The organism is Aporhodopirellula aestuarii (assembly GCF_023701485.1).
Lineage (GTDB): Bacteria > Planctomycetota > Planctomycetia > Pirellulales > Pirellulaceae > Rhodopirellula > Rhodopirellula aestuarii.
In genome coordinates, this window is record NZ_JAMQBK010000024.1 from 141,346 (window position 1) to 154,710 (window position 13,365).

General features: G+C 55.0%; 13 protein-coding genes. 9 read left to right on the top strand and 4 right to left on the bottom strand.

The genetic code is table 11. The annotated features are described in order from the left end of the window. Nucleotides 1–5: 5 nt before the first annotated feature. A complete protein-coding gene (locus NB063_RS08965; RefSeq protein WP_250928399.1) occupies nucleotides 6–326 on the bottom strand; it encodes a hypothetical protein in 321 nt (106 codons plus the stop codon). A 149-nt stretch (nucleotides 327–475) separates the two neighbouring features. Next, a complete protein-coding gene (locus NB063_RS08970) occupies nucleotides 476–796 on the bottom strand; it encodes a hypothetical protein (RefSeq protein ID WP_250928400.1) in 321 nt (106 codons plus the stop codon). Between the two features lie 430 nt (nucleotides 797–1,226). On the opposite strand from NB063_RS08970, the gene NB063_RS32235 reads away from it, so the two are divergent. Then, on the top strand, nucleotides 1,227–1,355 hold the full coding sequence (locus tag NB063_RS32235) for a hypothetical protein (protein WP_261367275.1): 129 nt from the start codon (nucleotides 1,227–1,229) through the stop codon (nucleotides 1,353–1,355). Nucleotides 1,356–1,455: 100 nt separating this feature from the next. Here the strand turns inward: NB063_RS32235 and NB063_RS08975 are convergent, their stop codons facing one another. Together NB063_RS08975 and NB063_RS08980 are read right to left on the bottom strand one after the other, a co-directional pair. Beyond that, nucleotides 1,456–2,082, bottom strand: a complete 627-nt coding sequence (locus NB063_RS08975; RefSeq protein ID WP_250928401.1) for a hypothetical protein — start codon at nucleotides 2,080–2,082, stop codon at nucleotides 1,456–1,458. A 147-nt stretch (nucleotides 2,083–2,229) separates the two neighbouring features. Beyond that, nucleotides 2,230–2,577: a hypothetical protein gene (locus NB063_RS08980; RefSeq protein WP_250928402.1), complete on the bottom strand. Its 348-nt coding sequence runs from the start codon at nucleotides 2,575–2,577 to the stop codon at nucleotides 2,230–2,232. Between the two features lie 296 nt (nucleotides 2,578–2,873). On the opposite strand from NB063_RS08980, the gene NB063_RS08985 reads away from it, so the two are divergent. From NB063_RS08985 to NB063_RS09020, 8 genes are all read left to right on the top strand, one after another. Beyond that, on the top strand, nucleotides 2,874–3,500 hold the full coding sequence (locus tag NB063_RS08985) for a hypothetical protein (protein ID WP_250928403.1): 627 nt from the start codon (nucleotides 2,874–2,876) through the stop codon (nucleotides 3,498–3,500). Nucleotides 3,501–3,723: 223 nt separating this feature from the next. Beyond that, nucleotides 3,724–5,370, top strand: coding sequence for a TolC family protein (locus NB063_RS08990; RefSeq protein ID WP_407652585.1), 1,647 nt, complete (start codon nucleotides 3,724–3,726; stop codon nucleotides 5,368–5,370). Between the two features lie 250 nt (nucleotides 5,371–5,620). Further along, the gene (locus NB063_RS08995; protein ID WP_250928405.1) at nucleotides 5,621–6,121 is read left to right on the top strand and encodes a hypothetical protein; all 501 of its coding nucleotides are present in this window, start codon (nucleotides 5,621–5,623) and stop codon (nucleotides 6,119–6,121) included. Nucleotides 6,122–6,369: 248 nt separating this feature from the next. Next, nucleotides 6,370–7,872, top strand: coding sequence for an efflux RND transporter periplasmic adaptor subunit (locus tag NB063_RS09000; RefSeq protein WP_250928406.1), 1,503 nt, complete (start codon nucleotides 6,370–6,372; stop codon nucleotides 7,870–7,872). Between the two features lie 11 nt (nucleotides 7,873–7,883). Then, complete coding sequence (locus tag NB063_RS09005; RefSeq protein WP_250928407.1) at nucleotides 7,884–11,135, top strand: efflux RND transporter permease subunit; 3,252 nt, start codon at nucleotides 7,884–7,886, stop codon at nucleotides 11,133–11,135. 41 nt (nucleotides 11,136–11,176) lie between these two features. Then, the gene (locus NB063_RS09010) at nucleotides 11,177–11,839 is read left to right on the top strand and encodes a hypothetical protein (RefSeq protein ID WP_250928408.1); all 663 of its coding nucleotides are present in this window, start codon (nucleotides 11,177–11,179) and stop codon (nucleotides 11,837–11,839) included. Nucleotides 11,840–11,896: 57 nt separating this feature from the next. Next, nucleotides 11,897–12,427, top strand: coding sequence for a hypothetical protein (locus NB063_RS09015; protein ID WP_250928409.1), 531 nt, complete (start codon nucleotides 11,897–11,899; stop codon nucleotides 12,425–12,427). 118 nt (nucleotides 12,428–12,545) lie between these two features. After that, a complete protein-coding gene (locus tag NB063_RS09020) occupies nucleotides 12,546–13,328 on the top strand; it encodes a hypothetical protein (RefSeq protein WP_250928410.1) in 783 nt (260 codons plus the stop codon). Nucleotides 13,329–13,365: the final 37 nt, after the last annotated feature.

The window sequence follows — 13,365 nt, forward strand, 5'->3', positions numbered from 1 at the left end:
CAGGCTTAGTGGTGCCAGTGGCCGCTGCGATGCACGTCGTAGTGCCCTGGTTGCACGTGGAGGTGATTCCCGTGCCGACGGATTTGGGGGGCGTGGTAGTCGAGATGCGTCGTGTTGTGATACGTCGGTTGACGCCAGCCGAAGCTCGGATAGTGCGACTGATGGTGTCCATGGCCCCAATGCGATTGAGTCACAGGTTGATAGACGTGACCTTGGTGACCATGTCCCCATCCATGACCGTGCTGGGCTTTTGCTTCGCCGCCGAGGGCGAAGGTGAACACGGCAGCAAGAGCGACAACGGGAAGGAGTTTTTTGACGATTGACATGACGAAACCTTTGTTGAGTGAGATGTTTTTTTGCTCGAAGTGAGCTGGGTACAGAAGGACTTGCGTGAACTCAGGCCAAATCCCTTAACCAATTCCAAAAAGTTTTCTGGAACGAACTTGGGGCATGTTGACCACAAAATTCATGTTCCTTAGCGGTGCCAGTGGCCTGTGTTGTGGACGTCGTAATGACCGGGCTGTACGTGGAAGTGATTCCCGTGCCGACGGATTTGCGGTGCGTGGTAGTCGAGGTGCGTCGTGTTGTGGAATGTTGGTTGACGCCAGCCGAAGCTCGGATAGTGCGACTGATGGTGTCCATGGCCCCAATGCGATTGAGTCACAGGTTGATAGACGTGACCGTGGTGACCGCGTCCCCAGCCATGACCATGCTGAGCTTTTGCTTCACCCCCAAGGGCGAAGGTGACTGCGGCAGCAAGTGCGATAACGGGAAGGAGCTTTTTCGTGGTCAACATGACTGAGGCCTTTCTTGTTGGGGTTGTTTCAGAGAAACGGAAGGTGGGAAACTTCCTGTGAAACAACGCAGCGTTTGTGCCAAACATGCAAAATTGCGTTTTCCCCCGTCTTTCACGCTGATTCGTGACGCAAGCCGTTCGACAGGCGAATCATATTGACGACAAAACGAGTCCAATTGAATACGCTGATTACGTTCGATGACCCCAGCAACAGCCCATTCGATCCAGCTCAATGACGTCGAGTTGCGAGCACGCGATGGCTGGGCACGCCTGACCTAACGATCAGAAATCAGACCAGCTTGCAAATCTGCACCAAGGAGATTGGCCGCGCCAGCCCGGTGCGATCCCGAACACAGACGAATATCCCAAGGTCGAATTCTTGACGCCGATCTCAAATCGAAGCCGCAAGATGATAACTGAGGCTCGACTAATGGATTATTACAACGATGTGCTCGCTCGACTGGATGTCGATGCGGTTGACTTCGACCTCGAGGAAGCAACGCCAGCGGCAAAGCGTAACCGACGCCAATTTCAACGATTCTTAATGTTTGGAAAGTAAAAAGGACCTGCGAGCCAAAAGCTCGCAGGTCCTTGTCGTTTCCAAGGCAGTCGCAATTCACAGATTGCCGTGTCGTCGGTAGTCGATATGCGTTTTCGTGTTAAAGAGCTGGTGGAGGGCCGTCCATTTTTATGGAGGAGTCTGAGTCTTGGATGGGGGCCGACTGCTGAGATGGTTGACCTTGACGCGAGCGCGAATCGAAACTCGGCGGTGGCGATGGTTGGCGACGATCGCTGGGGGAAAGCGATGGTGGAGCGATGTATCCAGCATCGGGCGAACGTAACGGTGCCGCGTGCGAATGTCCGTCGTGATCGTGAACATGGCCCGAATGATCGTGACCCGCGTGATTGTGAGGCTGAATAGGATTCCGTTCGTCGTATGCCGGTGCGTTGTTGAAAGGAATGTTCTGATAAGTTCTGTCTTCTAGATAGGGCGTTCCAATTGCGGCTTGCGGTTGATACTGCAATGGACAGACGCTAGTCGCTGGGCAGTACGCATCAAGCCCGCCATGTCCCAAGTAGTAGTTGTCTTGGTAGTGAGCATGATCGCCGTAATCCTGATAGTGACCTGAGTGGTAATCAAAGCCGTGATGGTAGTCGTGAGCGCGCCCGTAAACGCCGCGATGGTGGAACCCGTGATCGTGGTGATATTGAGCAGCGACAGGCTCGGCGAAATTGACTATGAAAAGAAACGCAGCGGCAGCTGTGGCAATGAATTGCGTCGGCATGTTTTTCAAACTCTTTGTAAATGTTTCATCGAAATCGTTCAGCCGCTTACCCTGCGGGCCGCGTCTATGAGTGCTTCTTCACACGAACCGCGTGAGACGAATCTCACGCGGTCATACAAAATTCGTTGGTTACTCGGTGGTAGCCGCTTAGTGGTGGTGTCCGCCGACACCTAGAACATGGAAGCGTCCAATGTCGATGTGCAACCCGCCGTGCTGTCGGCTCGACGGAGCACGATACGCCGGTGCATACTGTTGCTGGTATCGTGGTTGATAGGTTTGGCCGTATCCATAACCGCCGTAGTTCGATTGGTATCCGTAACTGGGGTACGTTTGAATGGGCGGGTGACTGAAACCGCCGTGGTGATAGCTAGCATGATGCCCGCCGCCGAATCCATGGTGTCCGCCGTGAAAGTAATCTGCCGCCGTGGTGTCGGTGGTTCCGGCGAAGGCAAACAGTCCTGCCGTGAGAGCGGCGATGGCGAGAAAGCGTTTCATACTGATTCATCCTGACATTTCGGGGGGAGGTTTACGGCAAGTGCCGTTGAACTCCAACCAACGCAGTTAGTGTGCCAAACCAGAAAACCAACGATTTACGAAGGTTCCGCGAACGCCTGTGTCGTCCCCATGATGACTGAGTGCTTCGTTTAGATGACAAAAAGAGAATCAGTCGGAAGATGCGGTTAGTTGTCACCCCTCGCGTGGCTGGGTAAGATTAACTTTGTGGGTGATTTGAATGATCCGACGGATTGTGATTGCCCCGCAAAAATCCCCCCCGTAAGGAGTTTGGTTCGATGAAGATTCTTCTCTCAACAGCCGTTGCCGTCATGGCGTTGGCGACTACCGCTCAAGCCCAGTGGAGCGTGCCACACACCACCACGCACTTCGACAATGTGCCGCACACGACGACACACACTGATTACGTCCAGCATGGCAATCATGTCGATGCCGTGCCTCACACAACAACTCACGTTGATAGCGTTCCACACACGACGACGCATTTCGATCAAGTCTCGCCTTACGGCAATCAGCAGGTGTACACACAGCAATATCAGCAACCCTATCGCTCGGCTCGTCCTGTGATTCAGGGGCAGGTGGTGCAGGGACAGTACATTCAGGGTCAGACCTATCCGCAACAGACCTACCCGCAACAGGGGCGAGTGATCTATCAAAACGGCGTTCAACAAAGCGGATACGTTCAGCCGTACCAGTCGTACCGTCCGTCCTACCAGCACGGTGGTTTGCCATCGACTCACCAACCGCATTTGCACACGCAAACGCACACCGATTACGTTCCCCACACGACCACGCATATCGACTACCAACGGCATGGCAATCATTTGCATGCCGTTCCCCACACCACGACTCACGTCGACGCGGTTCCTCATACGACAACCCACGTTCACGGTGGTCACCACTAAGACTGGCCGAGAAGCGTCAGCAACCAATTGCCTCCGTCGGAATGGAATCCGACGCCTGATGGCTGAGTTTCAGCATCTTCCGCGGGCTTCTTCCGCACAACCGTTACCACCGGACTTGGATTAGGCGGGATGAGAGCGAATATTTCGATTCGATTCGATGTTTCGCTTGTACGAAACCGATGGAAAACACCGGCTGGTCTATTTTTTCACGGAGGAAAATGCGGTGATCGCATCCCAACCGACCAGCAATCGTTCTCGTCAATCGCGACGCCGGCGATTGCGTGCGGTCTTGAACATGATCCTTATCACAAGCTCGGCGGCGAGTTTCACGACAGGCTGTCAAAGTGTTGGCAGTCACGTTGCGAAAGTGACTCCAACGTCTGCGCAAATTAACTCGACCCCAGCGGACGAAATGCCCAGTTTATTCCAAGGCGTCGTGGATGCCCCGGTAATGACCGTCGCGTTTGACGACGAAGTGGATGTTGGCGCGGATGAGAAGAAGTCCAGCGAAAAGTCCGCCGCGAAAGCCAGGCGAGAGGACGATGATGCGAGTTCGTTGGCGGACATCATGGCGTTGGATTCGCCAGACCAGGCAGTTGCCGACTTTGTGCAACCATTCTCCACGAGCAACGATTACTACCTTAGCGAACAACCGGCCGGACTCACTCTCGAAGCGATTGAGTCGATCGCGCTTGCCAATAATCCAACGATCGCTGAGCTTGTCGCAACAACTCAGAAGGCGGCTGGTTTCAAAACCCAGGTTGGCCTGCGAGCAAACCCGACCGTCGGTTATCAGGCGACACAATTGGCCGACCGAGGTACCGACCAGCACACCGTTTTCATTTCGCAGACGATTATCACCGCCGACAAACTGGCTCTCAATCGCAGCGTGCTGAACGAGGCTCTTCGTGCCCAGTTGATGCAACTCGAAGCTCAAAAGTATCGTATCGCGACTGATATTCGTGTGGCGTTTTACGACGCGTTGGCGGCTCAACAACGCGTAAACTTGATCCAAGAATTCCAGTCGGTTGCCGACACGGGAGTCGAACTTGCCGAGCAACTCAAGGAGGCTCAGGAAGGATCGCAACTGGAGGTCGTTCAAGCGAAAGTGCAACAGAACGAGATTCGTTTGGCACTGCGTCAAGCTCAAGTACAATTTGACGCGACATGGCGAGAACTTTCGGCATTGGCGGGCAATCCCGACATGACACCGGTGCCGCTACAGGGCACATTGCCCAGTGCGGAAATCAATCTTGATTGGCCCAGCGTCGCGTCTACGATGATCGCGTCGAGTCCTGAAGTGCGCGCGGCTCATGCTCGCATCAATCAAGCTCGTGCAAACATCAGTCGCCAAGAAGTGCAGCCGATTCCAAACCTTGACGTACAATTCGCCGCCGGTGTGGACAACAGCACCGAAAACGGTTTGATCAACCTGCAGATTGGCGCACCGATTCCCGTCTTCAATAAAAACCAGGGAAACATCTGCGCCGCCCGCGCCGAGTACGCTCGGGCATCACGAGAACTCGATCGGATTCAAAACTCGATCAAGGCCCGTTTGGCTGCCGCATCACGAGCCTACGATTCGTCGCTAGTCGCTGTCGAGCAATACACGAGCGACATTCTGCCAAACGCCGAGGAAGGTCTCAAGCTAGCGGAACTCGCCTACAAAGCGGGAGAGACCAGCTTCGTGCAAGTCCTCATCGCACGACGCACGTACTTTGACACGAACTTGCAGTTCATTGTTTCTCAACAGCAACTCGCCCAGGCTCGCGCCCGAGTCGATGGTTTTGTGCTGACCGGAGCGTTGGATGCGGTCGTAGATAACAGCGGCGACGATAGCCTTCGCGGCCTGACGCTGAGCCAGCAGTAGCTACCGCCAGCAGCCGAAAACTGTCGCAAGACGCGACACTGTCGCGGTCAGGTTGACGACAAGTTGAAGATTTGTTGAGAACTGATTTTGCGGCTTTTCCCAATGATTTGCCGTTAGATCACGATTGGTACGGCTTGTGCGTTGCCCTTTCTTCGTAGTTTCACTGTAGACCCATCACTCAAAATTCGATAGTAATACTGCGACGATTCGTCCTATTGTGCCGTTCGTCCGGGCATTTTTCAAAGCGACCATGTTTCACAAGTTCCTCACCTATTCGACGATGACCGCCGTAGTGCTTCACGCACTGCTGGGTTGTTGCGTGCATCACGCTCACGCGGGTCACACGCACAGTCACGATGTTGACCAGGTGATGGTGGACGTTCCCCACGTGGTTGGACTTAACGAAGCTGGCCACGATCACGACGGGCATTCCCACGATGGCCATCAGGCTCCGTGCTCTGATGGTGACGCGAATGAAGTTGATTCCGAACAGCCTTGTTCGCAATCGCCTTGTTCGGGTTCACATGGACCGCACGAATCCTGCGACGAAGCTGATTGCAATATCGTTGCCGATCAACGAGACACCGACCTTTCGCAGATGTTGACCGTCGATTGGTCTCCCTTGCTGACGTATTGCTTGTCGTTGTCGTCGCAAGAATTGCTCGCACTACGGACGGAGTACGGTTCGCCCCCCGATCCGCACTGCGTGCAGTCGCCCCTCCGCCTCCAGACTCAAGTCTGGCGTCTGTAATGGTCCGCTCTCGTCCGTGATTGGATGAGAGTGTTCGTGCCTCCATGCCGATGCGGAAGTCGTCAAGACTTTCGATCCTCGTGCATCAGCTCCGACACCCTTGGCGAAATCCGCTAGCGCTGATCTGTACGTCTAGCATTCGCCGATCATCTGCCACGGACGCTTCTTCGCGTTGACCTTTCTCTGATCCACACGAATCCGAATCGTGGATCGGTTTCTCCGGCAGTTGTTCCGTTGGTTTCGTTACCATGAAAATCCATATGCCCAAAGTCCCCATGAAGTGGGTTTGGTTAGTCGCCACACTGATCGTTTTGATCGTCGGTGGTATTTCCTGGCAGCATTGGTTCCCGGCCACCAAGGCGTGGGTTGATCGAACCGCGGTTTCGTTCCGAGGTGGCGGCGGCGAATCGCACGAGGGTGAGGCGACTGGCGAGGCTGATCCTCATGCCGGTCACGATCATGCGGCGCATGCGGGCCACGACGACGCGACGTCGCTCGAATTGTCAAAGCAGGCGATCCGTAACATTGGCTTGTCCGACGAAACGATCCGCCCGATCAAGCTGGAGACCTTCCGCCGATCCATCACTGTTCCCGCCGTCGTCGTCGAGCGCCCTGGTCGTTCGCGAGTTCAAGTTGCCACGCCAATGACCGGCGTCGTCACACATGTTCACGCGGTACAAGGCGAAGCGGTCGAGCCGGGAAGCCTGCTGTTTCAAATTCGTTTGACGCACGAAGACCTCGTCAACGCACAAACTGATTTCGTTCGCACGCTCGGTGAACTGGACGTCGAGAATCGCGAGATCGCTCGTTTAGAGCAAGTCACCAGAAGTGGTGCGGTCGCGGGCAAGGTTCTGTTGGAGCGGCAATACTCCCGCGACAAGCTGAACGCGAATCTCGGCGCTCAGCGGGAAGCATTGCGCCTGCATGGACTGTCGGACGATCAAGTGAATCAGATCGAACGCGAGCGACGGCTGCTGCGTGAGTTGCAAATCTTCACACCAAGCGTGGACAGTCACGGTGAAGCCGAGTTGCGATTGACCCAGCATGTCGTCCAGGCGAGCTTCGTTCAAGAAAACAAGCCTCAGCACACTGACTCTCAGCACACTGGCCCGCTGATCCTGCAAGAATTGGCCGTACACAAAGGGCAATCCGTCAACGCGGGCGAAACGCTCTGCATCCTGACCGACTATGACGAGTTGTTCATCGAAGGTCTCGCATTCGAGCAAGATATTCGGCAGCTTCGAGGTGCCTCCCAAAACGGATGGACGGTCGATGCGATCATAGAACAACCAGGTTCCGAATCCCGCGTGATCGAAGGCTTGGAAATCGCGTATCTGGCCAACCAAGTCGATGCAACGTCGCGCACATTGAACTTCTACGTTCGGCTTCCAAACGAAGTTGCGAAGGATCGTCGTAGCGACGGCAACCGCTATGTCGAATGGCGATACATCCCTGGTCAGCGGATGCAGTTGCGAGTGCCGGTCGAAGAAATGCCGGAGCAAATCGTGGTTCCCGTCGAGGCGGTGGCGAGCGAAGGAGCGGAGACATTCGTGTTCCAGCAGAACGGCAGTCACTTCGATCGCGTGCCGGTTCATGTGAAGTACCGCGATCAGTATTCCGCTGTGATCGACAACGACGGTTCGTTGTTCCCCGGTGACGTCATCGCCATGCGTGGTGCTCATCAAATGCAAATGGCTCTCAAAAACAAGTCTGGCGGTGGAGTTGATCCACACGCAGGCCACAACCACTAAGGAGCCAAGCCATGCTTAATTCAATCATCCGATTCGCGTTAAAACAACGCTTGCTCGTCATCGCCGTTGCCTTGTTCCTGGTGGGATTCGGGACTTGGCAAGCGATGCAGGCTCCCATCGACGTCTTCCCCGACCTCAACCGGCCTCGCGTGGTCATCATGACTGAGGCACCGGGGTTGGCGCCAGAGGAAGTCGAAACGCTCGTGACTTTCCCCATCGAAACAGCGGTCAACGGAGCCAACGGCGTGCAGGCGGTTCGCAGTGCGTCGGGCGTCGGCATCTCGGTCATCTACGTTGAGTTCGATTGGAACACGGACATCTACAACGACCGCCAAATTGTCGCCGAGCGGTTGCAACTCGTCCAAGAACGGATGCCCAAAGGAGTCAAGCCGACACTAGCACCAGTCTCGTCCATCATGGGCCAGATTTTGATGCTGGGGATGTGGAGCAACGATGGTGCAACGGAACCGCTGGAATTAAGGACGCTCGGCGACTGGGTCGTACGCCAACGATTGCTGACGATCCCTGGTGTGTCGCAAGTATTCACAATGGGTGGCGGTCGCAAGCAGTTTCAAGTGTTGGTCGATCCTGACGCGATGTTGCGATTCGGAATTGCGTTGCATGAAGTCAAGAAAGCCGTTCAAGACAGCAACCAGAACGCGACTGGCGGATACTTGGACGAACAGGGGCCAAACGAGTTACTCGTTCGTGGTCTGGGTCGTGTCCAGAGCATCGAAGACCTGCAAAAGGTCGTCGTCACGATGAAGGAAGGCCGACCGATCTCGCTGGGCCAGATCGCTCGCGTCATCGAAGGCCCTCAGGTCAAACGAGGCGATAGTTCGGCCTGGGTACGAAACGAAGAAGGTGAGTTTTCAGGTGGCCCTGCCGTCATTCTCACGATCAACAAGCAACCTGGCGCTGACACGCGGCGCGTCACCGAGGACGTGATGGCTGCGATTGATGAGTTGCGGCCTTCCTTGCCTGGTGATCTCCGCATCGAACCGCTTTACACGCAAAAGTCGTTCATTGACCGAGCGATTGAGAACGTCGTTGAGGCGTTGCGTGACGGCGGCATCCTGGTCGTCATCATTCTGTTCTTGTTCTTGATGAACGTTCGCACGACGTTCATCACGCTGACGGCGATTCCGTTGTCGTTGGTAATGACAGCGATCGTGTTCTCGATCTTCGGACTCTCGATCAACACGATGACGCTGGGCGGTTTGGCTGTTGCGATCGGCGAATTGGTCGATGATGCGATCGTGGATGTCGAGAACATCTATCGACGACTCAAAGAGAACCGGGGGAGCGATAACCCGAAGCATCCTCTGTTGGTGGTATTCCGTGCGAGTATTGAGATTCGCAACTCAATTGTGTTCGGAACGATGATCGTCATCCTTGTCTTTCTACCGCTGTTCGCACTCTCTGGCATGGAAGGACGCCTGTTCGCTCCACTCGGTGTCGCGTACATCGTTTCGATTCTGTCGTCGCTGTTGGTTTCCCTAACCGTAACTCCCGTGCTGTCGTACTGGTTGCTTGGTAAACAGAAGCTCAAGGGGCATGAAAAAGACGGTTTCGTCCTGCGAGGTATTAAGTGGATCGGCGACAAAGTCATCCGCTTCAGTCTGACTGTGCCGCGATTTAACTTAGCGGTTACAGCGATTCTGGTCGCTCTATCAGGGATGTTTCTGATGAGTCTGGAACGCGATTTTCTGCCTCCGTTCAATGAAGGTGCCGTACAACTCAACGTCGTCTTGCCACCGGGAACTTCACTGGCGACTTCCAACGACATTTCCAGCCGCGTCGAAACGCGATTGCGAGAGATTGAAGACATCGAAGGATTCATTCGACGTACTGGTCGTGCCGAACTGGATGAACACGCCGAGGGCGTGAACATGAGCGAGTTTATTTTGGAACTCGATCCCGAGTCACCGCGATCCCGCGAAGAACAGCTCGAAGAGATTCGCGAAGCGATGGCGGATATTCCTGGCATCGTCACGGCGGTCGAGCAACCCATCGCTCACTTGATCTCGCACATGATTTCAGGAGTGAAGGCGCAAATCGGCATCAAAATTTACGGTGACGATCTCGACCTACTTAGACGTAAGGCGGGCGAGATGGAAGCGGCGATGAAGGCGGTGCCGGGAACGAAAGATGTGCTGGTCGAACCGCAGGTCATCATCCCACAACTTCGGATTGAACTCGACCGCGACAAGCTGTTGCTTTACGGACTCAGTGCCGTCGAAGTCAATGAGTTCATCGAAACGGCGCTTAACGGACAAGTCGTTTCCGAAATCCTGATCGGCCAACGCACGTTCGATTTGATGCTGCGTCTGGATGAGGATTACCGCGAGAACCTGCAAACACTGCGTCGTTTGACGATTGATCTTGCCGACGGCGGCAAGCTGCCACTGGAATCGGTCGCCAATATCTACGAATCAGGCGGCCCGAACACAATCAATCGCGAAGACGTTCGACGGCGGATCGTGTTGCAATGCAATGTGTCCGATCGCGGTGTGGTCGATGTGGTGCAAGACGTTCAAAAGAAGGTCCAACCCATCGTCGAGTCGCTGCCGCCGGGCTACTTCGTTCAATACAGCGGTCAGTTTGAAAGCCAACAGTCGGCCTCGCGAGTGATCGGCGTTCTATTTGCCGTCTCGCTCGTCGGCGTGTTCTTGGTGCTCTACACGATGTTCCGCAGCGTCAATCTTTCGCTGCAAGTGATGATGGCCTTGCCGATGGCGTTCATCGGTTCGGTGGCCGCGTTGGTCATCACCGGCCAAACGCTGACGGTCGCCGCCATGGTTGGATTCATTTCGCTAGCCGGGATCGCGTCGCGCAACGGCATCCTGTTGCTGAACCACTACCTGCATCTCGTGCAGCACGAAGGCGAAGACTGGACGAAAGAAATGATCGTTCGCGCGGGACTCGAACGTCTCGCTCCCGTGTTGATGACTGCACTGACTTCCGGCATCGGCTTGGTCCCGTTGGTCATGGCGGCGGGCGAACCCGGCAAGGAAATCCTGTATCCAGTCGCGACAGTGATCCTCGGCGGCCTAATCAGCTCGACGCTGCTCGACTTCTTCGTTCACCCGGCATTGTTCTGGTTGATCGGCCTGAAATCGGCTGAGCGAGTTGTCAACGAATCCAGAACCGACATTCCTCTGTTTGAAGAATCCGAAGACGAGGAATCTCACCAACGAAACAACCCTTCTCCGTCACGGACGACCGAGACCTCCCAGCCCCTTTCCGAACCCGCGACCTAAGACAGGAAGCGAACGGATCATTTCCCATAAAGGAAAGTTCGATGTTGAAACGAATTTCAAAACTGCTGTGCTTCGTCGCACTCGCATCGGTTGGCAGTCTTGCCAGTGCCGAAGAGTCGATCGCATTCTGCTTGCCCCAGTGGAAAGAGATGCACTTCGACGATTCCGCCAAGGCGCAGCAGCACCTTGCTGCTGTACAAAAACTAGGCTGTGAAGCCAAGATCGACAGCCACGGTGGACACACCGATGTGGTATATCGCTCGCCAAAATGGAAGAGCATGGAAGTCGCCAACGACCAACTGGCTCACCAGTGGGAATCGTGGCTAAAGAAGGCGGGATTCGAGACCCTGCACGGTCACGCGGCGGATCACGGTGGCAATGATCATGCCGGGCATGAAGGTCACGACCATGCGGCACACGATCACGCCGGACACAGTCACGCGGCAGGCCAAGTCGAAGAGGTCAACTACCGCATCACCGACTGGAAAACGATACACATTGAAAATCAAGAACAGCTCGCGGAGCTGACCGCAATGTTGAAGGGACTTGGATGCGAGCTGAAAAGCTCACAGCATTCCGGCCACGCCGACTTGAGTTTCCGCTGTCCGCAATGGAAACACATCGAAGTGGGTTCCCATGAAGTCGCGACGACCTGGGAGCAGTGGCTCGCGAAAACCGGCTTCGAGGTCAAACACAGTCACTAAACAGAGTCCAAATTTCAATCTCCAATCTTCCATCAACAATCTCCAACGGAAAAACCAATGAAACTTTCAAGCAAACTCTTCACGCTCGTTCTAGCATCGGCAACCTTCGGCTTCGTCGGCTGCAAAGAATCCGGCACCACCGTTGAAACGAATGCCCCGCCCGCCACCGTTGATACACATGACGATCACGCTGGTCACGCTCATCCCACAGAAGGACCGCACCACGGCGGATTGATCGAACTGGGTAACGAGGAATACCACGCCGAACTCGTTCACGACGAAGACACCGGCTCGGTGACCATCTACGTGCTCAACGCCGCCGCGACGGAACAAGTTCCGATCGAATCGACCGAAGTGACGATCAACGTCAAACATGACGGCAAGCCAGAACAATTCAAGCTGGCCGCTTCGCCTGATGCAAACGATCCCCAAGGCAAATCGTCACGCTTTGTTTCAACCGACGCCGAACTCGGCGAACACCTGGATGAAGAAGGAGCCGATCCCAAACTCGTCCTGACGATCAACGGAAAATCGTTCCGAGGAACGATCGCGCACGACCATGACCACGAAGGTCACGACCACGAGTGATTGAAGATGGATGATTGCAGATTGGAGATTGAAAAGCATCACTCTCCAATCTGCTTTGGTCTTTTTTCAATCCGCTCTCTCGAATCTCAAATCTCCAATTACTAAAGGAATGACTACGATGAAACGGACTTTCAATCAAACGGCAATCGCACTGACGATGACGCTGGTAACTGCTTGCTTCGCGATGACTCAAACCGCTCGCGCGGCGAGCCCTGCCGAGCAAGCGATACAAGCTGCGTCGGCCAATAACCAGTTTGCGTTCGTGATGTTCTATCGCGGCAACGACGCGGCGACACAAAAGATGCACGGCACGTTGCGATCGTCTTTGTCCAGTCGGCAAGACGCAGTGATTGTGCCGGTGCAAATCGGTGACGTTTCCGAGCAAGCATTGGTCAAGCAATTTGATGCTACTCGGATGCCGATGCCCGCGACCGCTACGGTTGCTCCCAACGGTGCGGTGTGCAGCGTTTTCCCACGCCGGGTAACCGAGCAGCAACTTGCCGCCGCGATCGTTTCGCCTGGACAGACACAAATCCTCAAGGCTTTGCAAGACCGCAAGCTCGTGTTGCTGTGTGCTCAGCCTACCGCCGGTGCCCCGGTTCCCGTCGGAGTTCAACAGTTTCAGGCTGACAAACTTTATAGCAACCGAACCGAAGTCGTCACCGTGTTGGCAAACGATCCGGCCGAAGCTGAATTCTTGACCAAGATCGGAGTGAAGCCCGGCCAACCGACACCCGTTGTCGCGTTCATGGCACCTCCGGGCGTCATGGTCGGCACGTTCAACGCTAACGTCAGTTTCGATGTCTTGGCGGAGAAGTTGGCTGCCGCTGGAAAATGCTGTGACGACGAAAACTGCAAACATCACCAGTCGGCTAGCTCAAAACAGCCATCGAGACGATAGCGGTCGAGTCCGGCTGTACCAATCTTCAATCCCAATT